The organism is Flavobacterium plurextorum (assembly GCF_002217395.1).
Classification (GTDB): Bacteria; Bacteroidota; Bacteroidia; order Flavobacteriales; family Flavobacteriaceae; genus Flavobacterium; species Flavobacterium plurextorum.
On sequence record NZ_MUHD01000009.1, the window covers coordinates 1 to 26,587 of the forward strand.

The window sequence follows — 26,587 nt, forward strand, 5'->3', positions numbered from 1 at the left end:
AATTATCAATTGTTCATAATGAATTGTTAGTTAAAAAAGTTGCCTAAAGCAACTAACAACCTTAAGGTGGTTATTGCGGCGGGGCTCACCTCTTCCCATCCCGAACAGAGTAGTTAAGCCCGCCTGCGCAGATGGTACTGCAGTTATGTGGGAGAGTATGTCGTCGCCTTTCTTTTAAGAATCCTCATCATTTATTTGATGAGGATTTTTTGTTTTTACGCAAATACCCAAAAGTATGGTGTATTGCGGGAGCCCCGACAGCCATCGGGGTCGTCGCCTTTCTTTTGAGAATCCACATCATTTAATTGATAGGGATTTTTTGGTTTATAGTGGTTTAGAAGTCAGTGCCGTGAAATACAGATTGTATCTCGGCAGTCGAAAATACGAACTTGAGTTTATCTTTTTTATTGATAGAATCAGACGGAAGACAGAAAGAGATCTTGTAATTTGTTAGCGTTAGGGATGGAAGCGGCATCCTTTTGCGGGAACATAAAGATCTTTTTTCAACTGAAAGCTCTTTGCAAAAGATACAGCGGACAGCCCGGCCCGAAGGGAAACGCCCTAAATTGTAGTAGTTGATAGGCAGTTTTTGCTTTTGGCAGTTTTAAAGCTGTTTTTTGTTTTTTATGAGCAAGATTATCTTCGGATGAAAAAAGTTATTCTGTGGCTTTTATTTTAGGGAAGAAGCTGCTTTTGTTGGATCGAAAAGAAATTCTGAAGCTTGTTAATTATATTGATAAATTTGGATTACTATAATTTAGGATATGACGGAACTACTACATGTAATAAATAGCTTTCAAAAGCTGGATGAAGAGACTGAAGAAGCAGTAAAAAAATATTTTGTTGAAGAAAAGTTTAAGAGAAACGAAGTTATCATTGAAGAAGGAAAAGTATGTGATAAAGTCTATTTTATTCAATCTGGTATTATTCGTCGCTTTTCTATAGACGAAAGCATTGAGGTAACAAAATGGATTTATACGGACAATCAATTTGTTACTTCGATGAGCAGTTTTTTTGAGCAAAAACCATCATTTGAGAGTTTTCAAGCTTCAGAAGAAACTACTGTTTATTCGCTGTCTTTCGATGATGAACAAATTTTGCTAAGCTATCCGTTATTTTCTAGTTTTCACTTGAAATTGCTTCGGCTTTATCTTTCTAAAATAAATGAATTTCATCATCAGTTTAGATTAATGAGTGCTCAGCAGAAATATTTATATCTTCTTAAATCATTTCCTCAAATTATTAGAAAAGCTAAGCTGAAAGACATTGCCTCACTTATTGGTGTCAGCCAGGAAACATTAAGCAGAATTCGGGCTTCAATTACTTGACATTAGATCAAGAAATTGTAGTTTCTTTTTTTCAATATTTGTGTTCTTATTAAATTAGTAAATATTGAAAAATAGTGTTGTTGGTAATTCTGCTGTTATTGGAAACAATGTTCGTATTGGTAATTTTTCTACGATTGAAAACGATGTTGTAATTGGAGATAATACTTGGATAGGAAATAATGTTACTTTGTTAAACGGTGCTAGAATTGGAGAAAATTGCGAAATACATTCTGGAGCTGTAATAGCTGGAAATCCGCAGGACTTAAAGTTTAAAAGTGAATATTCATTACTTGAAATTGGAAATGAAACAATTATTCGTGAGTTTGTAACGATAAATAAAGGAACGGCTTCTAAAGGGAGAACTATAATAGGAGATCATAATTTGATTATGGCAAATGCTCATATTGGTCATGATTGTTTAATTGGCAATAATTGTGTTATCGGGTTCAATGTGGGAATAGCTGGAGAAGTAACTGTTGGAGATTGGGTTAATATTAGTGGTTTTTCTGCAATACATCAATTTTCAAATATTGGAGATCATAGCATGATTTCAGGAATGAGCAGAGTTGTAAAGGATATTCCGCCTTATATTACAGTTGCACATGAACCTTTAAGTTATGTTGGTTTGAACAGCATTGGCTTGAAAAGAAGAAAATTTGATGTAGAGAAAATCAATGAATTAAAGGAAATTTATAGAATTATTTTTCAAGAAAAAAGGAATACAAGTTTGGCTTTGGCATTAATTGAAAGTCAATTTGAAGAAAGTACAGAGCGAAATTCGATTCTCGATTTTATAAAACAATCAAAAAGAGGAATTGTAAAAGGCTCTTCATATTAAAGTCTAAACTGTTATAACTAGAAAGACTCCTTAATTTCTTAAGGAGCCTTTCGCGACTAATTATAAACAATTTAATTTAAAAATGTTTTTGTTATATTCCTGTTATTCGTATTTTAAATATTTCAGAATATCTGTTTTTGTTGCTGCATAGGCTTTAGATAATACAATTATTAGGGTTAGAATTAATAAAATTATGAATCCGAAAATGAATGGAAAGAGTGAGACATCTATTCTAAAGGCGAAATTCTGCAACCATTTATTTAATAAATAATAGACAGGAAATAAAGCAATTAAAAATCCTACGATGCAATATAGAATGTATTGTTTTGATAATTCTTTTATTAATACATTCGTTTCTGCGCCTAGAGTTTTTCGTATTGCAATCTCTTTCATTCGTCTTTGTATTGAGTAAGAAGCCAAAGAAAATAGTCCGAACAAAGCAATAAGAATTACAATTATGTTTAACAATGAGAAAAGATTTTTCTGTTTTACGTATGCTTCGTAAGTTCTCGCATATTGTTTGTCTACAAAATCATACTTAAAAGGAAATTCTTTATCAACATTTGCAGTCCAAAATTTCTCAATGTCGGCGATAGTGTTTTCTATATTTTTTGATTTTAACTTTACATAAACGACATTCATATTTTCAGCGAGATGTAAGGTTTTCATATGAAAAAATGTCATTGGAGGAACTTGAACTTCTGGACTTAATAAATTGAAATCTTTTACAATTCCGATAATTTTTAAGTTTTGATTTCTAATCAGAATCTCTTGGCCAATCGGATTTTTCATGTTCATTAACTTGGCAGCAGTTTCATTGATCATGATTGAATTTATGGTATCTGAAGCAAGTTTTTTATCAAGTCCTCTACCTTTTGCCATTTTAGTTTTTAACATTTCAAGCATTCCAAAATCTACTCCGATGTGTTTTGCTTTAAAAAGCTCATCGTGATATAAAAGCGGTGCTAAAGTGTTGTCTGAACCATCAAAGGATACAAGTCCGGTTGACACGTTTTCAACTCCTTGAATTTTACTTATCTCTTGCTTTATTGTATTATATTTTGTGAAAATGGTTTGACCAATATTTTCTCCTTCATAATAAGAAGGCGGAAGATTTAAGTCAATAGCAATCAACTGATCTCCTTTAAAACCAAGATCTCTATCGTTAAGGTATTCTACTTGTTGATAGACAATGTTTGAACCAATAATAAAGAAAGCTGCAATAGCAAATTGAAAAATCAGCATTCCGTTACGTAACCAAACGCCGTTTTTGCTTCTTGAAAAATTACCTTTCAAGACTTTTAGTGTTTCGAAATTTGAAACATAAATGGCTGGAAATATTCCTGCAGCTAAAATAGTAATGCCAAAAATTAGAATCAATTGTAAGTAAAACTGACCTCCAATAATCATTAAATTCTTGTTTAAAAAATTGTTGTAATACGGTAAAGTCAATTCTACAATTACTAACGCCAATAAAATTGAGAACAAACTAATCAGGATCGTTTCAAATATAAATTGGAATATAATATTAGTTTTCGATGCGCCAACAATTTTACGAATACCTACTTCTTTAGCGCGTTTTATTGCATTGGCTGTAGCCAAATTTATATAGTTGACTATAGATAAAACGAGAATCAAAATTGATAATCCTAACATAATCAGAAGGAACTGATAGTTGCCTCGGCCTTCAGGATAACCATCTGTGACAGATTGTAATCTGGCTTTTGAAAGCGGTTCCATGAAAACACTAAAATGTCCTATCTTTTTTTCCATTTCTTCAGGAGTAAAACCAGCTTGTTTACCTTCCTTCACAATTACTTCCTCGTAATATGTTCTTTCGAGCATCTTTCTCGTTTGCTCTGCTTTTGATGGATCTTTAAGTTTTAAAAGTATTTTTAAAGCAAATAAACTTCGACTGTTATCTGGATTTACCAGATCTTTCATTTGATTTACAACAACATTTGGCGCAATTGATGAATTACCAGGAATCTGATATACTGCACGAACTACGAACAAATTATCCAAACAATTTATTTGTTTGCCAATTGGGTTTTCGTTGCCAAAAACACGTTTTGCAAGATCTTCGGAAATGGCAATACTTGTTCCGTCTTTTATTGCATCGCTGCCATTTCCTTGAATAATTTTAAAAGGAAACAGCGAAAAGAAATCACTTTCGACATTGACTATTTTATCAACGAATTCTTTTTTTCCTTTATAAATTATTTTACTCTTTTGATACCAGCTGTCTGCAAAAACAACCTTCTCGACATTTGGATCTTTTTCTAAATACGGTTTAAATCGCACAGGATGATCAGTCCCAACAGGTGTGTCAGTTAATTGAACTAATACTTGATAAACAGAATCTTTTTCAGGATTCCAAGCATTGTAGCTGTGTTCGTCATTCCAATAAAGTAATGCAAAAATTAATCCCGCAATTCCGATTGATAATCCTAAGATATTTAAAGCTGAAAACAGCTTATTATTTTTGAAGTGATAGATAAATATGTTAATCCAATTTTTTAGCATGTTATTCGTATTTTAAATATTGTAAAACATCAACTTTTGTAGCTTGATAAGCTCGAGAAATAACTACTGCGAGAGTAAGCAGTAACAAAATAGTAAAACCAATTAAAAAGGGAGAAATGGAAATAGAAACTCTATAAGCAAAATTCTCTAACCATTTGTTCAATAAATAATAAGCAGGGAATAAAGCGATCATAAATCCTATAATGCTGAAAAGAATATATTGCTTACAAAGCTCTTTCAATAAAACATTAGTTTCGGCACCAAGCGTTTTTCGAATTGCGATTTCTTTCATGCGTCTTTCGATGGAGTAAGAAGCCAGCGCAAATAAACCAATAAGAGCAATTATAATAACAATCACGTTCAGTAATGAAAAAAGATTCTTTTGTTTAACATAACCACTATACGATCTTTTGTATTCTTTATCTACAAAATCATATATAAAAGGATATTCTGTGTCAACTTTCTTTAACCATAAACTTTCTATATCAGCAATAGTCTGCTGCATAGTTTTGGGATCTGCTGTTATATAAATATTGTTCAAAAGACCGTTAAACCACGATACACTTTTAAAATGAAATATAGACATTGGTGGAATAGCTTCGCCGGGATGTCCAATATTAAAATCTTTTACAACTCCTACGATAATTGCGTCCTGTCCATTCCAGTTTATTTTTTTTCCTATAGGATCTTTTTCGTTTAATAGTTTTAAAGCGGTTTCATTAATTAACATTGAATTAATGGTGTCCTGAGAATATGCAGGATTTAAATAGCGCCCTTTGACTATTTTTATTTTCATCATTTCAAGAAGTCCAAAATCTATAGGAATATTACTCCCATCTATATTTATGTCTTTGTAATGATATGAAATTACAGATTTTGCACCTCTTCCCATAACAAAGCCACCGCCTGCAACTTGCTTTACGCCTTTTACGCGAAGCAATTGGTTTTTGATACTGTTATATCTGCTAAATTGATTTTTATCTGTGATTTTTTCGCCATAGATATTTCGATAAGAGATATTAAGAACCTGGTTTCCGTTAAAACCTAGGTCTTTTGAATTCATATAATCAATTTGTTGATATACAATATAAGACCCGATGATAAAAAAAGCTGCTACGGCAAATTGAAATATCAACATTCCGTTACGAAGCCAGACACCACTTTTACTCCGAATAAAATTTCCTCTTAAGACTTTTAAAACTTCGAAATTCGAAACATAAATTGCAGGAAATATTCCAGCTATAATTACAGTCGCAATAAAAATAACAGCTAACTGAAGATAGAATTGTCCGCCTTGCAATATGAGATTTTTTTCTAAGAAAGTATTATAATAAGGGATTGAAAGTTCGACAATTACAAGAGAAATCAAAATTGAAAACAATAAAATTATTGCCGTTTCAAAAATAAACTGTTGTATTATATTCGCTTTAGAAGCTCCAATAACTTTTCGTACGCCAATTTCCTTAGCTCTTTTTACAGCATTTGCAGTAGCAGAATTTACATAATTGACAATAGATAATATCAAGATTAAAATTGATAAACCTACAAAGATTAATAAAAGCTGATAATTTCCATTGGTTTCTATAAGGCCGCCAGTTTTGGTATGCAAACGAATAGAGGCCAAAGATTCTAAATGAGGCTTTACTTCTCCATATTTTTTAATAAACTCTTTTGGAGCCATACCTTGAAATTTGGCTTGAGGTACGGTCATATTATCATAGTACGTTTTAGACAGACTTTTGATAACTAAATCGGTATTATTTGGATTTTTTAGTTTTAATAAAAGGATAAACTGAAAATTCCCCCATTGCTGGATAGTATTTTTTACTCGTACATCCATAAAATTAATTACACAAGAAGGATTAAAAATCGACTTTTTGTCTAGTTTGTAAACTCCTCGAACAACCAAAACCTGATTTTGAAGAACTACTTTTTTGCCAAATGCACTTTTATTTCCAAAAAGCTGCGCTGCCAAATCTTCAGATAAACAAATACTATTCGTATCTGGTAAACCTGTTTTTGGATTTCCCTCGGTAAATTGATAGGGGAAATAGTCAAAAAAGTTTTTTTGGGCAACAAGAATTTTGTCAGACTGTATTTTTTTATCGTCAAAATGAATAATCTCATTATCATAATTTCCGTTTACATAACAATAAGATTCGACTTCAGGACTTATGTTTTTTATTGTAGATCCAATTGGAGCTGAACTTGAAGCCCAATATGTAGTAGGATCCATCTGATTTGCGACTAGAAATATATTGTCTTTGTTTGGATTCCATTGGTCGTAACTCTGTTCGTCGTTCCAATACAAAATCGCAAATATCAATCCTGCAATTCCAATACTCAATCCCAAAACATTCAAACCCGTAAAGAGCTTGTTGTTCTTGATGTGATATATAAATATGTTGATCCAGTTTTTCAGCATGATTTTAGTTGCTTAAGTTTGCAGCAAAAACATCAACATTTTTATTATTTATTTTTTCTGAAAGTATGATTCCGTCTTTCATTAAAATTGTTTTTTGCGAAAAAGAAGCATCGTAATCAGAATGCGTTACCATTAAAATTGTTGAGCCGCTTGCATGAAGATCTGTTAGCAATTCCATCACCTCATTTCCGTTTTTACTGTCTAGATTTCCAGTTGGCTCATCCGCAAGAATAATTTTAGGATCATTAATCAAAGCTCTTGCTACTGCAACACGCTGCTGTTGACCACCTGAAAGCTGCTGCGGAAAATGTTTTAAACGGTGTGCAATACCAAGAATATTTGCAATTTCATTCACCTTACTCTTTCTTTCAGATGCTGGAACGTTATTGTAAATCAATGGCAATTCAATATTGTCATAAACAGATAACTCATCAATTAAATTGAAATTTTGAAAAATAAAACCAATGTTTTCTTTTCTTGCTTTCGATTTTACCTTTTCGTTAGTGCCAATCATTTCCTGATCCAACAACTTATAACTTCCGCCAGAAGCACTGTCCAATAATCCGATGATATTTAATAAAGTCGATTTTCCACTTCCAGAAGGTCCCATAATCGAAATAAAATCACCTTGATTAATTGTTAAGGAAATTTCGCTTAATGCTTTTGTTTCTACTTCTTCAGTTCTAAAAATTTTTGAAAGCTTTGTAATACTGATCATAATTGTTGTTTTAAAGATTGGTGTTTGATGGTTATTTTTAGTGCCGAAGTAAAAGAAACAGTTCTAAAATTAAGATGTTTACAATATAATTGATAAATGCCTATTTTTGTTACTTTTACCAGCAAAAAAGATTCTCATATTTGATGATTTAATACTCTAAATGTGATTTTCGTGCCAAAAATTTAAAATCTGTAACTGCTTTATTTTTACGTTTTTATTTTTTCAATGCAAACTAAACTGTCCAAAAATGGACAGCTTTCGTCCAAAACCGAACAAAAATGAAAAAAACAAACGCTTCAATATTAATCATCGACGATCAAGAAGACATTCTTTTTGCATCAAAAGTGTACTTAAAAAAGTACTTTGAAGAGATTTATACGCTCAATAATCCAAAAAATGTTGTCGAATTATTATCAGAAAAAAGCATTGATGTTGTTTTACTCGACATGAATTACAGAATTGGTTTTGAAGACGGAAGGGAAGGTTTGTATCTTTTGAAAGAAATAAAAACACTTTCTCCAAAAACGGTTGTGATTTTAATGACGGCTTTTGGTAAAGTAGAAACAGCAGTTGAAGGATTAAAATCGGGAGCTTTTGATTATATTTTAAAGCCTTGGGAAAATAAAAAACTATTAGAATCAGTAAAACAGGCCGTTGATAAATCGAGAAAGGATCAGAAAAAACAAAAAACGGTCGAAATCGAAAATGACTTTTTTATTGGAACTTCAGAGATTATAAAAAAGGCTTATTTATTGGCTGATAAAGTAGCAAAAACGGATGCGAATGTTTTAATTCTTGGTGAAAACGGAACTGGGAAGTTTGTTCTTGCGCATCATATTTACAGTAAATCTGAAAGAAAAAACAATCCTTTTATTGCTGTTGATTTAGGTTCGTTGAACTCAAATATTTTTGAAAGTGAATTGTTTGGTTATGCAAAAGGTGCTTTTACAGATGCAAAAATCGATACGCCGGGACGTTTTGAGATGGCGCAAAACGGAACTATTTTTTTAGATGAAATAGGAAATGTGCCTTTGCATCTGCAATCAAAATTATTACAGGTTATTCAAACTAAAACCGTAACAAGATTAGGCGAAACAAAAGCCAGACCATTAAATGTCAGGATTATTACGGCAACTAATTTAAATTTAAAATTAGAAGCTGCCGACAAAAATTTCAGGGAAGATTTGTATTATCGAATCAATACTATGGAAATTGTTCTGCCTCCGTTAAGAGAGCGAAACGAAGATAAAATTCCTTTGGCTGAATATCTCTTAGAAAAAATGGCTTTAAAGTATGAAAGAGATGAAATTACTTTTGATAAAAAAGTTTTGGAACAAATTGAAAAACATGCTTGGAATGGGAATATTCGTGAAATGGAAAATAAAATTGAACGCGCGGTAATTCTGTGCGAAAACAATCGCATTTCTGTCTCCGATTTAGATTTGGAAATTATAACGCCTTATGACGAAAATCCAGATGATATTCAGCTTTCTTCAGTAGAAAAAACGGCTATAGAAAAGGCGCTTTTTAAAAACGGCAATAATATTAGTAAAACTGCCGATGAATTGGGATTGTCAAGAGGTTCGTTGTATCGACGTTTAGAGAAGTATAATATCAATATTGGTTAATATGTTTAAAGCTTTTCAAACTTATAAATTGCTGTTTTTCCGATTGATTTTAATTGTGATTGGAATCGAATTTTCTATTTATTTTTTTAAAACAGGATTGTTGTTCACTGGTGTTTTTGGACTTTTTGTTGTTTTCCTAATAGTTCGTGAAATGTATTTTTATGTCCGCAATTTTGTTTTGCTGTACGACAAAACCATTTCTTCAATTTTGCAAAATGATTTCACATCAGATTTTACCAAACATAAAACGGACAAAAGATATGCAGAGCTGTTTCTGTTGTATGATACGATGAAGAATAGACAAAACGAGCAAGTTTCAAAAGATATTATTTATCGTTCGATTTTAAATAATATTGAAACAGGAATCGTTATTCTGCAAAAACAAGAAAAGGACTGGAACGTTTTTTTAATGAACGATTATTTTTCTTCCTATTTCAATGTTCCAAAAGTTTCAAGATGGAAATATCTTAAAAACCAACTTCCAACTTTATGTGAAATCATTGAAAAGGATGATTTTCAGGAAATAAAAACATCAATAGAAATTCGAGTAAACGAGCAAAATCAGCAGACGTTTGTTTTACAGGCTTCGCGAACTGAGATTTTTGAACGTGATTATTGTATTGTCTTGCTCGATTCGATTCAGAATGTTGTTGAGAAAAAAGAAAAGGAAGCATGGGTAAATTTAATGAAAGTGATTTCGCATGAACTTTTAAATTCGATAACACCAATTCGATCTATTTGCCAAAACTTACAAGATTTAGTCGATCAAGATTCACTGTCAGCAGAAGATTTAGAAGATGTAAAAAATAGTGTTGAAACTATGCTGAGACGAAGCGATCATTTGCAAAAATTTGTCGAAGGTTATCGAAAACTCGCAATGCTGCCTTCTCCTAATAAAGAAAAAATAGAGTTGAGACATTTAATCGACAATTGTATTCAAATTATGAATCCGTTATTTGTCGAGCAGCAAATAAATGTTGTAAATGCAATTTCGTTTAAATACTGGATTAATATTGATGCGCATCAAATGGAACAAGTATTAATCAATTTGCTGACAAATTCGATTCATGCTTTAAAAAACAGCAGCGAAAAACAAATTTTGATTTCGGCTGAAGCCAAAGAAAATAGAACTTTTATTAGAATAACTGATACTGGAATTGGAGTAGAAAAGGAAATTGAGAACAAAATATTCCTGCCATTTTTTACAACAAGAAATGAAGGTGCAGGAATTGGTCTAACATTGTCTAAAAATATTGTTGAAGCGCACGGAGGCTATATTGCAAATAAGAATGAAAATGGGAAAACTGTTTTCGAGATTTGTTTGATTGAATAATATTTCATTAAAATGTAATAGTCTATTCGTTTATTATGCTTTTAAAAATTATTGAGCAGCATATTTCTTAAGTAGGATTTTTTCTAAATTAGCAAAAGTATATAGTTTAAAAAGGGACTAACATAAAGTAAAATTTCATGACAAAAGGCAACGAGAATCCTAAAGTTGATTTTTATTTTGATAAAGTTGAAAAGTGGCAAAAGGAATTGGAGCAACTCAGAAAAATTGCGCTCGATTGTCAGCTTACCGAAGAATTAAAATGGGGAACTCCTTGTTATACTTTAGGAAAAAGCAATATTGTTTTGATTCATGAGTTTAAAGAATATTGTGCTTTTTTGTTTTTTAAAGGTGCTTTATTAAAAGATACTGACGGTATTTTAATTCAACAATCTGAGAATGTTCAGGCCGCACGTCAAATTAGATTTACTAATCTTAAAGAAATAATCGATCAAAAGACAATTCTGAAAACATACATTTATCAAGCAATAGAAATCGAAAAAGCGGGTTTGAAAGTCGAATTGAAAGAGACAACAGATTTTGAGGTTTCTGCAGAATTTCAAGCAAAATTAGATGAAATGCCTAATTTAAAAGAAGCGTTTCAAGCCTTAACGCCGGGAAGACAAAGGGCTTATTTACTGCATTTTTCGCAGCCAAAACAATCTAAAACCAGAGAGTCAAGAGTCGAAAAAAATATTCCTCAAATTTTAGAAGGAAAAGGATTGAAAGATTAATTTGTTTAATGGAAAGTTCAAAACAAAAAATACAAGATCATGAATACTAATAAAAAATTATCGGCTGAAGGAACTGAAGAACTGCTTCGGGTTTTGGAAACTCGTTTTCTGAAAAATTTGAATAGACACAAAGGAATTGATTGGAGTAAGGTGGAGGCAAAACTAAAAGCAAATCCAGAGAAATTATGGTCGCTTGATGAAATGGAAAGGACAGAAGGCGAACCAGATGTTGTAGGTTACGATTCGAAAACAGGAGAATATATTTTTTATGATTGCTCACCAGAAAGTCCAAAAGGGCGTCGAAGTATTTGTTATGATCATGAAGCGCTTGAAAAACGAAAAGAGCACAAACCTAAAGATAGTGCCATAAACATGGCAGAAGAAATGGGAATTCAAATTTTGAACGAATCAGAATATCGAGAGCTTCAGAAACTGGGCAAGTTTGATGCTAAAACTTCAAGTTGGATCGAAACGCCTGCTGATATTAGAAAACTTGGCGGTGCTGTTTTTTCAGATTTTCGTTATAACACCGTTTTTGTATATCATAATGGTGCAGATTCGTATTATGCCGCCAGAGGATTTCGCGGTTCGTTAAGGGTTTGAAGAAATAAAATTTGATTCATAATTTCAATAAATTATATAATTAGCATAAATCATAATAGAGTGTATGAAAAATAAATTTTCGCTTTTCTTTTTACTTTTGACAACTTTGGCATTTGGACAAAAGGCAGTTTTTAAAATTAAATATTCAGAACAATTGGCTGTTTTTGTTTTTTTGCAAAATCTTGCAGAGAATTCTCCTGAGAATGTTTTCAAGACAGAATTTCAAAAATCAAAATATTATACGGAGAAATATAAAAGTACAGCGTCAAAATTTGACCTTTTAAATATTTACTATAGTTTTCCATTTGATGATTATCCTTACGGCTTAAAAAAGTCGATGCAAACGGAAGATATAGTGAAAAAGAACTTGATTGAAACTGATAATTTAAAAGATTTCAAAATACGATCAATCGGTTTTATTCCTAATAAACAGCTGAATGATTTAGCAGCAAGTATTTTAGAATTTACACCTATTTACAACGAGCTGATTTATAATCCAAACAAAGAGAAATTCGAAAAGCAGCTTGTAGAGATCACAAAATACGCTAAGGAACATGACATGGAAAAGTATTTTCAAACGGGACTCACGTTTTATAATTCCAGCTGGGATACTTCAATTCCATTCGAAATAGCTTTTTATCCGCTGCCTAATTCTAAAGGATTTACTGCGCAGGCTTTTTGCAATAACTTTATTAGTGCTGTGCAGACCGATTTAGATTCATACAAAGATTTGTTTAGTGTTATGCTGCACGAAACCTATCATATCATTTATGACGAACAATCGCTTGAAGTAAAAAAAGATATAGATTCTTACTTTAAACAAAATAAATCAAAGTGCAGTAATTATGCTTATCAGCTGATGAATGAAGTTTTAGCAACAGCATTAGGAAATGGATATGTTTATGAACAATTAGACGGAAAAATTGATGCTGGAGATTGGTATAATAGAAAATATATTAGTCTTATGGCAAAACAAATTTATCCAATGATTACTGAATATATTAATCAGAAGAAACCAATTGACAAGAGTTTTATAGATAATTACATCAATCTGTATGAGAAAAATTATCCAAATTGGATAAACGACCTTGATAATATCATGGCTTATAGATATGTTCTTTCTGAAAATGAAGAAGATGTAAGTGCGATAAGAAGAATGTTTCGTTATCGTTCAAGAACCGAATATGATTCGGAATTAACAGAAGTAAGTATTGACAAAATGCAAAAAACACCACTTACTAAGGTTATAATTGTTTCAAAAAACAGTGCAGAGAAGTTAAAGTTGGTACAAAGAAAATTTGCAGAGTTGAAAAAATATAAATTTAATCCAGAGAAGGAGTTTATAGATATGATTTTCTTAAATGATAAGAGTCAATTGATAATAGTGAATCAGAAAAAATCTACACTTGAAACTCTTTTTAAATCATTAAAACAAGAGTAAAAAGTGTAAAATTCAGTATTTCAAGGTTTTACTTTTGTGCTTGGTTTTAAGAAAAAGGCAATATTAGAACAGTAAGAAATTATTTCTATTTCAAGAAAAAGGAAATAATAAAAAGTGAAAATATTTCATATATTCGCTTTGAAAAAGAACATGCTTACTGCTGAAATACAGTCAGAAAAATGTACTAATGTTTGGAGGCTGATATAAATAAGCAGGTTAATTATAAACAATAATACCACTAAAAAACAAAAATGGATAAGATTAATTTATTAATTGTTGCAACCATAATTACTTTGTTCATTTCATTATTGCTAATATTTTTTCTGCTCACAGTTAAAACAAAAGACAAAACAAGTAATATTCTTTTTGCTGTTTTTCTATTAATAAATGCAATCGATTCAAGTGAGCCTTTGTTCGGATTAATGTTCGACAGACCTTCAAATTTGGGAATATTCAGATCTACAATTGCTTTTCTTCAAATCCCGGTTTTTTACTTATATGTATTATCAGTTTCTTATTCTGATTTTAAATTTAAGCCCAAATTTCTTCTGCATGCAATCCCGTTTTTAATTGTAAATGCTGTTTTGGTACCGCGTTTCTATGCTGTAGATGATGCTGCAAAAATGGATTTTATAATAAATCGTCAAAGTATGATCGAATTGCAGTTTATTCATGTTTTAATTCATGTTCAGATCATTGTTTATTTTGCGGCCATTTTTATGTTATTAAAAAGAGCTAAAAAACTGTATCTCGAAAATAATGCAGGTACTCATATTAATTCCTATAATTGGTTATTTCAGTTTGCGACACTTCTTTCAATCTTGTATGTAGTTGCTATTGTAAAAAATATTTTTAAGTTTTCTGAATATCCAGATATCTCCGAATGGATAAAAGCTGGAATTATGGTAATGCAGCCTTTTATTATTTGCTGGTATTTATTTAAAGCTTTAAATAATCCGGATCTATTCAGGAATATTGATTCAAAATTAAAACTGGTAAAAGACATTGTTTCTGAAGAAAAAATCAATACACCCACAGCTGTAACTGAAAAAGTATACAGTGAAGAGTTATTGAAACTGCAGCAATATATGAATGAAGAAAAGCCTTTTCTTAATCCTTCTTTAACAATACAAGATGTCTCAAATGATACTCAAATTCCGGTACGAGACTTATCGCTTTTAATCAATCATAAATTAGAACAGCATTTTTATGATTTTATTAATGCCTATCGTATCGAAAATGCAAAAAATATTTTAAAAGATGTTGCAAAAAGTAAAGTGACAATTTTAGAAATTCTGTACGAAGTAGGTTTTAATTCAAAATCTTCTTTCAATACTGCTTTTAAAAAGCATACCGGTTTTACTCCTACTGATTTCCGCAAGGCGTTGTAATTCATGGTTTTGTAATTATTCGTACGCGTTTTTTTAAACAAATGCGTACGAGTAGTTTTATTCGGTCGCGTATCATAAGTTTCTTTCGCAAGTTTGTATCGAAATAAATTTATAACCATAAAAATACGATACGATGAAAACTTCAGTAAAATTTTTAGCAGCACTTTTATTAGTAACTAACTTTTCTTTTGGACAAGGAATTTCTCAAAGAATAGATTCGATAATAAAAGATAGTCATCAAAAAAATCCCAATGTAGGTATTAGTGTAGGCTTTGTTCTAAACAATGAAGAATATTATACCGCATACGGGAATTTGAACGCAGAGAGTCAAACTAAAATTGACAAGAACTCTATATTTGAAATAGCATCAATTACTAAAATTTTAACTTCAAATTTAATAGCACAAGCCGCTATTGAGAAAAAATTGAAATTAGAAGATTATATAGACAGCTATCTTCCAAAAGAATATGTACTGCAAAGCAATCTTAAAAACAAAATTAGAATTTCAGATTTAGCTTCTCATCAATCAGGTTTGCCAGATATCGATTTTGGAAAACTAATGGAGTTAAATCCACAGCAGCCTGTGAGTAGTGTAACTAAAGAATCATTGGTTGAAATGGTAAATAACTGTTCTGAATTAAAAGATTATGGTAAATACCGTTATTCTACAATTGGGTTTACTTTACTTGGACAAATATTAGAGAAAGTATATAATAAAAGTTATGATGAGATTATCACAAGCAAAATGATAAAACCATTAAAAATGACCAATACTTTAACTAAGGATTTTAATGTAAAAAACCGTACAGTTGCTCACAATCCTGAAGGAGGAATTCAAGAGTTTTTTAATTGGAATGTTACTGCACCAGCAGGATTAGTTAAATCGAATGCTTCTGATATGGTTACATATTTAAAAGCAGTTTTAAACAAAGACAATAAAGTAGGTAAGGCAGCTGTGATTACTGAAAAAATATTTTATAAAGATGAAAAGAGAGAATTAGGATTGGGGTTAAATATTATGACAGATGATAAAAACACAATTTATATGAAATCGGGAGACTCAATGGGACAATCTTCAATAATATGTTATGACAGAGCTAAAAATTGGGGAATCATAATACTGTTAGATTATAGAAACTCAAAAATGAGACAAACACTTCTGAATTCAATTTATGATACAATCTTGAAAGATATGAAACCTGATAATACAAATTTGTAACAGACATAATCTTTAAAATACAATGCAAAGATGCTGTCCGAAAATTATTTTGGACAGCATCTATTATTTATACAGAAAACGAAAAAAAACGGGTAAAATCAGTTCCTGAGTTAACTTGCTAGACAGGTTGAAGAAAAAAACTGTCCGAATTGAACAGCTTAAGTTATTTAAGGTTGAATGTTTTAATAATACTATCCATTTCTCTTTGACCTTTTACATTACCATTAATACTATCCATTTCTCTTTTTAAATTAAACCAAGTAGGATCAGTAGCTCTAGTTGTATAATTCCACATGAGATTCATGTCATGCATATATTTAAATTTAACATAAATCAGTCCTTTTTTTATGATATATTCTTGACTAGATCGGTCTAAAACAAATTTTATATTTTTGTAATACTTTGGCGAAACTTCATTTGGCTTGGCAATTTTATAAAGATCATTATCAAAAAATATTAATTGGCGGGTATATTCTTTTGGAATTACTGGTCTGAGTTCTACATATCTGTTTTCCCAATAATAATAAGCTGAAAATAGAACTATTGGAATTGCTAATATTAAGTATATCTTTTTGTTCATTTATCTTAATTTAAGATTTATATTTCGGGAAGAATCCATTTGAAATGTTTTATTGAAGTTTTGTTGCCATTCTCCTCTCATTTCATATGGTCTGGCTCCACAATATTTTTCTACCAATAAAGCATCTGAGTCTTTAACATAGCCAAAATTAGGAATGTAGGCATTTGCGCCTTTGTGCCAATCATATCTATCCCACCATTTATGGATTATTTTACCTGATAAAACAAAATTATTTTTTTTTCTAGTGATATGAAAATAACAAGTTGAAGTTATTGTACTTGTCCCACAAACATAATATAATTCCCTGAAAATTCCTCCTGTAAATATACGGTCAAAATGAGCAACATAATTATCAGTTTTTCCATCTGTTAAAGTCTTTAGAAAAGTGATTAAATTAGGATCCTTTTCAAAGCGCTCTATATTTGTATTTTCGGCAACAAGAACTTCATTATTACCTCTTAACCACTGAAAATTGATGTTTTTTGTAAATCCTGTACCATCCAGCCACCATTGCAAACAATCGGCTGCCATATTAAAATTCCTTTCCCGTGCTTTTTTAATCATTTCAAGGTAATTAGCCTTTAACATTAAAGCCTTTTCTTTTTCGTCTAGTTGAAGATAAAAGCTTTTAGCCTTTGAACTCCCTTGCTCATTCCAAAAAGGATCTCCAAATAAATTTTTATACTCTGAAGGATTTAAATCAGTTTTTATTTTTAAAAATTTTTCATTCATAATTTTACAAAATAATAAGTAAATATTTACAAATATATGATTTTAAATCTCCTAGAGTCAGAAAATGTTTTCTTATTCGCCTAAATTTTCAGTTTGTTTTTTTTATAAACGAAACTAGATTCTGATAATTACTTTCAGTAAACCTGTGTATTAGATTTTTACCAGTCTTTCTGCTTCTGCGTGTATCATAAGCAATTCTCATTGCTTCAGCAGTCTTAACACCAGGCTTACCTAAATCATCTAGCACTTTTATAATTTTTTCAGTTGCATCCATGTCTGCTATATTATTACATTTACCGCAAATTTAATTTTAGCATTAAGTTTCCTTTCTACAAAAGGTTTTATGTTTTGATAAACCTGTATTCAAATTATCTTTTTCTTTATCGGATGTATTTATAAATAAATAGGAAAGTAGAATAAATTGTATTTTCCTTTCTTGGTTCTCTCTTTTCGTTTTAGAAGAAATCAAACAATTTTATCTGTTTTGTAAAGAATATTGAGGTTCGAATTTTTAGAAACAGAGATTTTTTATAGTCCGAATAAAAAAAACGCCTATCAAAAATGTATTTGTTTGTTGTTTCAATGTGTTGTTTTTAAAGGGTTTGTAATTATTCGTACTTATTATTGGAGACAAATGCGTTCGAATAGTTTTATTCGGTCGCATAGGTTTAATTTCTCCCACATCTTTGTACCGAAATAAATTTCTAACCTTAAAATTTACGATACCATGAAAAACATTATTTATTTATTACTTCTTATAGTAACAGTCGCAAGTGCTCAAACAAATAAAAAAGCATCTGCAAAAAGTAAAGATTATAGCTTTCTAACAGACAGTTTAAATATTGATCCACAATTAGAAAAATATAAACTTGCGGGATTTAGTCTTGTTGTTTTCGAAAACTACAAGATTGTGTACTCGAACCAATTTGGTGTAAAATCAATAGACTCAAAAGAAAAAATAGATCAAAACACTGCTTTTTCTACGGCTTCAATTTCAAAACCAATTACAGCGCTTCTTTGTTTTATTCTTGAAGAAAAAGGATTGATTAAATTAGACGATCCAATCGATGGTTACTTAAAACGCTGGCATTTACCAAAAAGTAAGTTTATCGAAAACAATAGACCAACATGGAAACAATTTCTAAATCATACGGCTGGTACAAGTCAAAGCGGATTTGCAGATCACTATGAAGGCGATACAATCCCGACAATAAAAGAAAGTCTTTTAGGGAAAATTCCGAGATACGATAAAGAAATTGAATTTTTGTTTGCACCAGGAACAGATTGGGCATACAGCGGCGGAGGTTATGTAATTGTTCAAATGGCTTTAGAAGATACTTTTAAAAAATCTATAGGTGAACTTGCAAAAGAGTACATTTTTACGCCTCTTGGATTAAAAAACACTACAATGATACAGCCAAATGAAAAAGGCTTTCCAACAAATGTAGCTCTTGTACATGATGAAAATGAAAAAGTTATTAGAACAGGTCTGCCAATTACACCGCAAGTTGGAGCTTCAGGAATGTGGTCTACGCCAACTGATCTAGCCTTAATCGCTATTGAAATGCAAAATGCTTTGCGCAATAAAAATAATAAAGTGATTTCTCATGATGTTGCTCAAAAAGTAACAGAAGTTACAGCTTTAAAAGATGCTGTTGGCGGATGGAGTTATGGATGGCAAAAGTCTTTTGGTTACAATAACTACGATTGGTTTATATGTAACGGTTCGAATACAGGAGTTGGTGGAAGTATTTTTGCAACGATGACAGATGGAAACGGCTTTACATTTTTAACCAATGGCGAAAAAAAGAATCGTTTTCCTGTGATGGGAAAAACTCAAAAAACGATTTTAAAAGTGATGGGTTGGGAAAATAAGACCTCTAATGAGGAAATTCAGGAGATGCCTTCAAGTCTAAAAGAAAAACTAGTTGGGACTTACGATGATTTCCTTTATGCACAAGGTGTAGAAACAAAAATTGTAGAAAAAAATAATCGTCTTTATGTTGAATCTGTATTATTAGATCATTTTAAAGGAAAAAACGATAATGAGTTGGTATATCTTAAAAACGGATATTTTAAAATTATTGATTATCCTAATTTGCTAAAATTTGGTTTCAGCGATGGAAAAGTAAATTCTGTAACCTTAACAAGAGATAATCTTAATACTAAAGTTGAATTAACCAATAAAGGGAAATAGTTGTTTCGTAGTAATGTTTATCACTCTGAATTTTAAATTATTACAAATAAAGATATTTCTTATATTAGCAAAAAGTATTTTTTTAACACATAGTCTTGAAGCTTCAGGACTATGTGTTTGCTGTTTATAAAAACAATAATCCTCTTAAATACCAATCAAAATATGAAAAAACTATTCTTCTTTGTTTTTATAATAATTGCTCAATCTTTTTACGGGCAGGATAAAGTGACAAAAAAGCCTGAATATGTATTGATAATCAACAACGAGATTGGTACAATGGCAGATGTTGAAAAATATGGTGCTGAGGGTTATGTTAAATCTATGGTTAAAGGAGTTTCTGAAAGCGAAAGAAATGAACTAGCCAAAAAGTTTGGAGATAAAATAGGAGATAAGGAGTTCATAATTTTAATTGGGATTTTCAGTGAGCAAGAAAAAGTTGAAAATGATAAAAAAATTGCTGCTCAGTCTGAAAAAAGCCAAAAGCTTGTAAAAGATGACGAGTATATTTTAAAATTAAACGAAAAAGCAAAAGACTTTACTTTGAAATTGGTAGATGGTAAAGAAGTAAAACTTTCTGATTTAAAAGGGAAAGTGGTTCTTGTAAATTTCTGGGCTACTTGGTGCGCACCTTGTTTAATGGAGTTTTATGATGTACCATCGAAAATTATTGAGCCCAATAAAAATAAAAATTTTGTGTTTTTAGCAGTTTCAAGAGGTGAAACTCAGGAAGTTGTTTCGAAAAAAGTTACTAAACTTAGAAAAGACGGAATGGACTTTAATTTCGGAATTGATCCAAATGAGAAAATATGGAATGAGTTTGGAAAAGGTTCAATTCCAAAAAACTTTTTATTAGATCAAGATGGAGTTTTAAGATTTATGTCAACAGGAAATACTCCGGACAATTTAGATAACATTGCAGCCGAAATAAAAAAACTGCTGGCTAAATAATTTTTTGATTCCTTTATACAAATTGAGTCTTTAGGAAAATGATAGCTATTAAAAAACTCCAAAAGCATTAGATTTTGGAGTTTTTTTTTAAGCGCTTATTGAATAAAAGCGGATTGTTTTATAAACTATCTTTAATTCGTTTTGTAATTTCTTCAATTGTACCCATTCCGTCAAAAGTCAAAACTTTAATTTTTGACTTCATATATTCAATTGCAGGTCTGGTTGAACTTTCAAAAACTTCAATTCTTTTAAGATGAATGCTCGCATCTTTATCATCTTTTCGATTAGAAGTTTCAGCTCTTTTTTTTGCTCTTTTTAAAAGTTCTTCTTTTGGAACATCAATATTAATTACTTTTCCAATTTTAAGATTTTTAGATTTAACAAGCTCTAGTAAATCATTTACTTGTGGTTCAGTTCTTGGGTATCCATCTAAAATAATTCCATTGGCAGTTATATTTTCATCCAATATATTACTAAAAAGGTTTTTCATTATAGTATCAGGAACCAAATCTCCTTTTTCTTCATATCGAGACATTATTTTGCCGATTTCCGTTTCATTTTGTTTTTCCAAACGGCATCTGTCGCCAGTTGAAATATGCTCAAATTTAAGTTCGTCTTTTAAAATTTCGCATTGTGTACCTTTTCCAGAATACGGAGGACCTGTTATTATTAATATTTCCATTTTATTTATAATGTTTTTAATTCTGTGCTATTCTTAAAAATTAGGAATGATTTTCTTCGTTCAAACAAAGAGTTACGAATTTACAAAACCTAAGCTGTTTTCACAGCATAAAAGAAACTCCATTAGAAATAAAGTTTTTTTTAATTCTGCCTGTGTTTTCTGTTTTTGAAATTATTTTACCTCTTGTTTTTTTGTGTTTTATAAATTTAAAAAAGCAAAAACAATTAGTATATTTGTAACCATAAAGTATAAACTATACTCTATGGTTTATTGTTTTTTATTTAAAAAAAATAAGGCTATGCTTATAAACGAATTGTCAAAGAAAACGGGATTATCAATTCATACTATTAGATATTATGAAAATCTAGGAATGATCAAGGGATTGGTTAATGAAGAAGTGAAATCTAATAATTATAAGAATTATGATGATAATGTTGTTGAACGTTTAGAAATCATTATAGAAGCTAGAGAAGTTGGTTTTACCTTGGCAGAAATAAAAAAAATATTAACCACTTGGTTTGAAAGTACTGATTCGAAGCCTGAAACACTTGAACTTTTTCAGTCAAAAATAAAAGAGATAGATGATAAGATGAGGTATTTTAAACAGACTAAGAAGCTTCTTGAAAAAGTATGTGAGAAATTACAAAGTAATGATTGATCGTGAATATTGATTGTCCGATCTGAAAGCATAAAAAAACTCCATTAGAAATAATGGAGTTTTTTTATGCTTTAAAAGGCTATCTTTCTTTTACTAATTTTTCGAGATATTCAACTTTATCTTTTTCAGCTTGGATTAAGCGTTCATAAAGCTTTTCTTTTTCTTGATAAAGTTCTACAACTTTATCAAGTGGATTAAAGCTAGGTTGAATGTTAATTGCTGTTATTGTAGAATTGTCATGACTACTTATGACATTTAATATGGTTTCGTCGCTATAATTTTTGATAGCTTCCGAAGTCACGCCAAGTGCTTTTGCAACTTCAGCCAGTTTAGTGTCATCTATAGTTTCGCTGTTTTCAATAGCGGAAACCGTTTGCTGACTTGTACCTAAAGCTTGTGCCAATGCTTCCTGCTTCATGTCACGAAGTTCGCGAATACGGCTTATGTTTCTTCCGATGTGTTTTGGTCTTGATAGTGTGCTCATAATTCAAAGATAATAATTAAGTGAATAAACCAGAACTGTAAAAAACAGATTTTAAATGTATGTTACAGATTTTCTTGGGGAGCGGTAAACAAAAATACGATTTTTATGGTAAGTATTTTTGAATTCTGTTTCTCAGACTTAAATTTTAGATAAAGATTTGTCATCGTGAGGAACGAAGGATCACACTAGAAATTCCGTAAAGTATATCGCCAATATTTGTTGATATCTGAGTGTGATTTCTTCTTTCAGTCGAAATGACAATACTTTGCGTTTATAAAAAGTTATGAAGATAAATTATAAAAAAAAAAAACTCCTTAATTTCTTAAGGAGTTTCTTGGTGGGCGATGAGGGGTTCGAACCCCCGACCCCCTCGGTGTAAACGAGGTGCTCTGAACCAGCTGAGCTAATCGCCCTATTTTACTAGGTCGCTATCATTTCGTGATTGCGAGTGCAAATATACGCTAGTTTTCGAGTTCTCCAAAGAAAATGCAGTAAAAATTTAAAGTTTTTTTTAAGTTTTTTTCTATCTCATTGGGATGTAAAAAGTTATGTTCTCACTTTTTTTGAATAATTTTCTATTTTGAAAGCGATGGAATGTTTTTATAGATGTAATCACTATGTTTTCCGGTAAAAGATTTTTCCAATTCTTCAAAAAAAGCATCACCATCTTTTTCATTTGGCCAAGTAGACTTAATAAGTTCGTCGACTTTTTCGCCTGATTTCTCTAAATCGGACAGCGAATCATAGAAAAAAGCTTCTAAAAAATCGGTGCTGTTTGAACCCCATGAATGTCGAAACGGATAATACGCTTTTATATACGGATCTTTGAAAGTGATTTTTTCATTAAACTCTTTCAGGTTTTTTCCTTTTCCCTGCATGTTCATCTGCGATTTTCTCAAATAGATAACCATAGGTTTTTTAGCTTCAGCTTTGTATGGCTTTTCTCCAATAGAAGTAATGCTTTGATAAATTTCATCAGAATGTACAGGACTATAAAAAGTATTGTATTTATCAAAAAATGCTTTTCTGGTTTTTTCGTCAGGCCAAGCTTTCATGATTAATTCATCGCTGACAGCATTTGCTTTTTCAATATCTTCCCAGGTTTTGTAAACATTTACTAAGAGAACTTCAGTATTATCATCAGTATAATAATGCGTCATTATCTCTGAACCAATAATTAAATTATTCTTGCTTGTAACCTTGTCGAAATATTCTTGTTCTGCTGCTTTCCAGTCTTGTGCTTTCCATTTAGTGTCCAAATTTCTATGCTGGGTCGTTACCGTAATAAATACAGGTTTTTCTTTTTCTTGCGCGCTGATTTTGGCGCCAATAAGAATCATCATACAGATGATCCCTATCGCCAGGGTGAATCTTTTTTTCATGATTAAATTTGTTATGGTTATTAAAAAAACTTAACAAATTTAAAACATTAAAAATCAAGTAGTTGTGTGATTTATTGCGAATTTTAGCCGTTATATTCGGTCGAAAATTAAATCTCTTTATTTAGTGGGAGTTCAGCAACAACAAATGTGCTTCCGCCTGCATAAATAAAGTCATTTTTTGCGGCTTTTTTCTTCGCGTCTAAGAAAGCTTTTTCCACAGAATCATATTTATCCCCCAACAAATTATACTTTTTGGCAGATTCTTGGAGGATTTCAGTAGCTAAACCTCTTGATGAATCAGGTCTGCAGAAATAATAATGTGCATTTTGAGGGAAAAGCGGTAAAATAGAATCTAGATCTTTATCATTTACAACGCCTAGAACAATATGTAATTTTTCAAAGGTTTCTTTCTGAATCTGGTTCATTACAACCGTTAATCCATGTTTATTGTGTGCAGTGTCGCAAATAATCTTCGGATTCTCGCCAAGCTGCTGCCATCTTCCCAGTAATCCCGTATTTTTTACCACATTCAATAAACCAGATTTTACACTTTCTTCTGAAACTTTAAAGTCAGTAGTTTCGTTTATAATTTTAATAGTCTGCTGTACCGTTTTTTTATTGTGAAACTGATAATCTCCAATTAAGTCAGATGGGAATACTTGGGTAATTAAATCAGACGCAAAATAAATAGGTGCCTTTTTTTCTTCGGCTTTAGCTAAAAAAACAGGCTGTGTTTCAATAGTATATTCGCCAATAACAACAGGAACATTTGGTTTTATAATACCTGCTTTTTCTCCGGCAATTGCTTCGAGTGTATTTCCTAGAAACTGAGTGTGATCTAGTCCAATGTTTGTAATTACAGAAACTAATGGAGTAATAATATTAGTAGCATCAAGTCTTCCGCCAAGACCAACCTCAATAATAGCAATATCTACTTTTTTGGCTGCAAAATAGTCAAATGCTAAACCAACAGACATTTCGAAGAAACTCATATCATTTGCTTCAAAAAAGCTTTTATGTTTTTCGATAAACGTGCACACAAAATCTTCTGAAATTTCTTGACCGTTAATTTTAATACGTTCTCTAAAATCTTTTAAATGCGGCGAAGTGTACAAACCTACATTATATCCAGCTTCATGTAAAACCGAAGCAAGCATATGCGATGTTGAACCTTTTCCGTTTGTTCCAGCAACATGAATGCACTTTAGCTGCGTTTCCGGATTACCAAGATGCGCCGCCAGTAATTTTATGTTTGTGAGATCTTCTTTGTATGCCGAAGCACCTTGAAGCTGATACATTGGTAATTGATTAAACATCCAGTTTGTAGTCTCTTGATAGTTCATTTTATTTGGATAAAATAGTTGGTAATTGAAATAATTTTCGTTTTTTTTAGTTTAATATTACAATGAAAATTATCTTTATTGCAAAATTGAAATATTTTTTAGAATTAATTATTAAAAACAAGAATTAAAATATGTTTAGCCTCATTCAATTACAAACAGATACCATTGCAAACGCATCTAACGTAGTTATCGAAAAAATTGCTCCAAATACCGAAATTTCTGTTTTAGGTTTTATCTTAAAAGGAGGTTTCTTCCTAATTCCAATCGCGCTTTTATTATTTTATACTATTTACATCATCTTTGAGCGTTATATGTATATCAGTAAAGCTTCAAAAATTGATAACCGATTAATGCAGGATGTTGGTGATAAATTGAATGCAGGAAATATTGAATTGGCTAGAACAATTGTAGAAAGAAGTAATACCGCTGCAGGAAACATTTTGAAAGAAGGAGTTCTGGTTATTGGAAGACCAATTGCCGAAATCGAATCAAATATGGATCGTGCTGCCGATATTGAAATTGGTGAAATGGAACGTCGTTTAGGTCATCTTGGACTTATTGCAGGTATTGCACCAACACTTGGATTTATTGGAACAATTTCGGGAGTTATTAAAATTTTCTACAGTATCTCAGTAACAGAAAATATTAGTATTGGAAACATTTCTGGAGGTTTGTACGAGAAAATGATCAGCTCGGGATCAGGATTAATTGTTGGAATTATTGCCTACAGTGCTTATCATTTATTGAATGGAAAAATTGATGATTTTGCCTTAAAAATTCAAAAACAAATATTAGAATTTGTAAACATAATTCAAAGAGCATAAGGTATGTCTATTAAGAGAAAAAGAAGATTTCATGCTGAGGTAGCAACTTCATCGCTAAGTGATATTATGTTTTTCCTGCTGTTGTTTTTCTTAATTATTTCAACACTTGCAAACCCTAATGTTATCAAGATGACTTTGCCAAAAGCCAAGGCAAATGAAAAAACAAATAAACAATTAATAAGTTTATCCGTTACCGAAGATAAAAAATTCTACATCGACAAAGAACCAGTAGATTTTGAAAATCTAGAAACCAGTTTAATGACAAAAATTGGTGCTGATAAAGATCAAACAGTTGTCGTTAGAATTCCGTTTAATTTGCAGGTTCAAGATTTAGTTGATGTTTTGCAAATAGGAGTAAAGAACAATTTGAAGTTTGTAATTGCTACAAGTCCCAAGTAGAATAATCAATAGGGCGTGACCACAATAAAAAAATGGGCTAATCAGCAAAGCGTTGATAGGCCCATTTTTTTATTGTGGTCGTGCTATCCGGGCTACTTCGGTAGCTTCCTTCTATCCCTCACGCGAAAGATAAAAACAAACTACATCATTGCGATGAGTGAAGAAATCTCACGTATA

23 protein-coding genes, 1 tRNA gene and 1 rRNA gene are annotated in these 26,587 nt (G+C 31.1%); 15 read left to right on the forward strand and 10 right to left on the reverse strand.

What is annotated here, in order from left to right; genetic code table 11:
• The first annotated feature begins 62 nt into the window (after positions 1-62).
• The 3 genes from rrf (at position 63) to lpxA (ending at position 2,166) form a co-directional block, all read left to right on the forward strand.
• Positions 63-172: ribosomal RNA gene (rrf, locus tag B0A81_RS04635) — 5S ribosomal RNA — on the forward strand.
• A gap of 592 nt (positions 173-764) precedes the next feature.
• Positions 765-1,328, forward strand: a complete 564-nt coding sequence (locus B0A81_RS04640) for a Crp/Fnr family transcriptional regulator (RefSeq protein ID WP_089056939.1) — start codon at positions 765-767, stop codon at positions 1,326-1,328.
• A 64-nt stretch (positions 1,329-1,392) separates the two neighbouring features.
• Positions 1,393-2,166 (forward strand): acyl-ACP--UDP-N-acetylglucosamine O-acyltransferase, encoded by a 774-nt coding sequence (lpxA, locus tag B0A81_RS04645; RefSeq protein ID WP_089056940.1) that lies wholly within the window; start codon positions 1,393-1,395, stop codon positions 2,164-2,166.
• Positions 2,167-2,268: 102 nt separating this feature from the next.
• Here lpxA and B0A81_RS04650 read toward each other — a convergent pair whose 3' ends face one another.
• Genes B0A81_RS04650 through B0A81_RS04660 form a run of 3 tightly spaced genes read right to left on the reverse strand, consistent with a single transcriptional unit; the run spans position 2,269 to position 7,835 of the window.
• A complete protein-coding gene (locus tag B0A81_RS04650) occupies positions 2,269-4,692 on the reverse strand; it encodes an ABC transporter permease (RefSeq protein ID WP_089056941.1) in 2,424 nt (807 codons plus the stop codon).
• Position 4,693: 1 nt separating this feature from the next.
• Positions 4,694-7,117, reverse strand: a complete 2,424-nt coding sequence (locus B0A81_RS04655; RefSeq protein ID WP_089056942.1) for an ABC transporter permease — start codon at positions 7,115-7,117, stop codon at positions 4,694-4,696.
• A gap of 4 nt (positions 7,118-7,121) precedes the next feature.
• Positions 7,122-7,835, reverse strand: coding sequence for an ABC transporter ATP-binding protein (locus B0A81_RS04660; RefSeq protein ID WP_089056943.1), 714 nt, complete (start codon positions 7,833-7,835; stop codon positions 7,122-7,124).
• A gap of 278 nt (positions 7,836-8,113) precedes the next feature.
• Here B0A81_RS04660 and B0A81_RS04665 point away from each other — a divergent pair, with 278 nt between their 5' ends.
• From B0A81_RS04665 to B0A81_RS04695, 7 genes are all read left to right on the forward strand, one after another.
• A complete protein-coding gene (locus B0A81_RS04665; RefSeq protein WP_089056944.1) occupies positions 8,114-9,463 on the forward strand; it encodes a sigma-54-dependent transcriptional regulator in 1,350 nt (449 codons plus the stop codon).
• Between the two features lies 1 nt (position 9,464).
• A complete protein-coding gene (locus tag B0A81_RS04670; protein ID WP_089056945.1) occupies positions 9,465-10,796 on the forward strand; it encodes a sensor histidine kinase in 1,332 nt (443 codons plus the stop codon).
• Between the two features lie 137 nt (positions 10,797-10,933).
• Positions 10,934-11,527: a YdeI/OmpD-associated family protein gene (locus B0A81_RS04675; protein WP_089056946.1), complete on the forward strand. Its 594-nt coding sequence runs from the start codon at positions 10,934-10,936 to the stop codon at positions 11,525-11,527.
• A 39-nt stretch (positions 11,528-11,566) separates the two neighbouring features.
• Positions 11,567-12,130: a DUF4256 domain-containing protein gene (locus B0A81_RS04680; protein WP_089056947.1), complete on the forward strand. Its 564-nt coding sequence runs from the start codon at positions 11,567-11,569 to the stop codon at positions 12,128-12,130.
• Positions 12,131-12,194: 64 nt separating this feature from the next.
• Positions 12,195-13,571 carry a hypothetical protein gene (locus B0A81_RS04685; protein WP_089056948.1) on the forward strand — a complete coding sequence of 459 codons (1,377 nt, stop codon included), beginning with the start codon at positions 12,195-12,197 and terminating at the stop codon, positions 13,569-13,571.
• 251 nt (positions 13,572-13,822) lie between these two features.
• Positions 13,823-14,962: a helix-turn-helix domain-containing protein gene (locus B0A81_RS04690; protein WP_089056949.1), complete on the forward strand. Its 1,140-nt coding sequence runs from the start codon at positions 13,823-13,825 to the stop codon at positions 14,960-14,962.
• A 133-nt stretch (positions 14,963-15,095) separates the two neighbouring features.
• Positions 15,096-16,181, forward strand: coding sequence for a serine hydrolase domain-containing protein (locus B0A81_RS04695; RefSeq protein WP_089056950.1), 1,086 nt, complete (start codon positions 15,096-15,098; stop codon positions 16,179-16,181).
• A gap of 163 nt (positions 16,182-16,344) precedes the next feature.
• On the opposite strand, the gene B0A81_RS04700 is transcribed toward B0A81_RS04695, so the two are convergent.
• Both B0A81_RS04700 and B0A81_RS04705 read right to left on the reverse strand, forming a co-directional pair.
• Positions 16,345-16,761, reverse strand: a complete 417-nt coding sequence (locus tag B0A81_RS04700; protein ID WP_089056951.1) for a hypothetical protein — start codon at positions 16,759-16,761, stop codon at positions 16,345-16,347.
• On the reverse strand, positions 16,762-17,493 hold the full coding sequence (locus B0A81_RS04705) for a hypothetical protein (RefSeq protein WP_089056952.1): 732 nt from the start codon (positions 17,491-17,493) through the stop codon (positions 16,762-16,764).
• Positions 17,494-18,220: 727 nt separating this feature from the next.
• Between B0A81_RS04705 and B0A81_RS04715 the strand changes: the two genes are divergently transcribed.
• Both B0A81_RS04715 and B0A81_RS04720 read left to right on the forward strand, forming a co-directional pair.
• Positions 18,221-19,690: a serine hydrolase domain-containing protein gene (locus B0A81_RS04715; protein ID WP_089056954.1), complete on the forward strand. Its 1,470-nt coding sequence runs from the start codon at positions 18,221-18,223 to the stop codon at positions 19,688-19,690.
• Positions 19,691-19,852: 162 nt separating this feature from the next.
• Complete coding sequence (locus B0A81_RS04720) at positions 19,853-20,638, forward strand: TlpA family protein disulfide reductase (protein ID WP_165768035.1); 786 nt, start codon at positions 19,853-19,855, stop codon at positions 20,636-20,638.
• Between the two features lie 118 nt (positions 20,639-20,756).
• On the opposite strand, the gene B0A81_RS04725 is transcribed toward B0A81_RS04720, so the two are convergent.
• Positions 20,757-21,320, reverse strand: a complete 564-nt coding sequence (locus B0A81_RS04725; RefSeq protein ID WP_089056956.1) for an adenylate kinase family protein — start codon at positions 21,318-21,320, stop codon at positions 20,757-20,759.
• A 298-nt stretch (positions 21,321-21,618) separates the two neighbouring features.
• On the opposite strand from B0A81_RS04725, the gene B0A81_RS04730 reads away from it, so the two are divergent.
• Positions 21,619-21,978 carry a MerR family transcriptional regulator gene (locus tag B0A81_RS04730; protein WP_089056989.1) on the forward strand — a complete coding sequence of 120 codons (360 nt, stop codon included), beginning with the start codon at positions 21,619-21,621 and terminating at the stop codon, positions 21,976-21,978.
• Between the two features lie 79 nt (positions 21,979-22,057).
• On the opposite strand, the gene B0A81_RS04735 is transcribed toward B0A81_RS04730, so the two are convergent.
• The 4 genes from B0A81_RS04735 to B0A81_RS04750 all read right to left on the reverse strand — a co-directional run bounded on the left by B0A81_RS04735 (position 22,058) and on the right by B0A81_RS04750 (position 25,187).
• A complete protein-coding gene (locus B0A81_RS04735) occupies positions 22,058-22,462 on the reverse strand; it encodes a helix-turn-helix transcriptional regulator (RefSeq protein ID WP_089056957.1) in 405 nt (134 codons plus the stop codon).
• 335 nt (positions 22,463-22,797) lie between these two features.
• A tRNA-Val gene (locus B0A81_RS04740) sits at positions 22,798-22,875 on the reverse strand.
• A gap of 162 nt (positions 22,876-23,037) precedes the next feature.
• Entirely contained in the window at positions 23,038-23,844 is an 807-nt protein-coding gene (locus B0A81_RS04745) for a hypothetical protein (protein ID WP_123922161.1), read from the reverse strand.
• Positions 23,845-23,951: 107 nt separating this feature from the next.
• Positions 23,952-25,187, reverse strand: a complete 1,236-nt coding sequence (locus B0A81_RS04750; protein WP_089056959.1) for a bifunctional folylpolyglutamate synthase/dihydrofolate synthase — start codon at positions 25,185-25,187, stop codon at positions 23,952-23,954.
• A gap of 131 nt (positions 25,188-25,318) precedes the next feature.
• Here B0A81_RS04750 and B0A81_RS04755 point away from each other — a divergent pair, with 131 nt between their 5' ends.
• Complete coding sequence (locus B0A81_RS04755) at positions 25,319-26,011, forward strand: MotA/TolQ/ExbB proton channel family protein (RefSeq protein WP_089056960.1); 693 nt, start codon at positions 25,319-25,321, stop codon at positions 26,009-26,011.
• Positions 26,012-26,014: 3 nt separating this feature from the next.
• On the forward strand, positions 26,015-26,410 hold the full coding sequence (locus B0A81_RS04760) for an ExbD/TolR family protein (protein WP_089056961.1): 396 nt from the start codon (positions 26,015-26,017) through the stop codon (positions 26,408-26,410).
• The last annotated feature ends 177 nt before the right edge of the window (positions 26,411-26,587 follow it).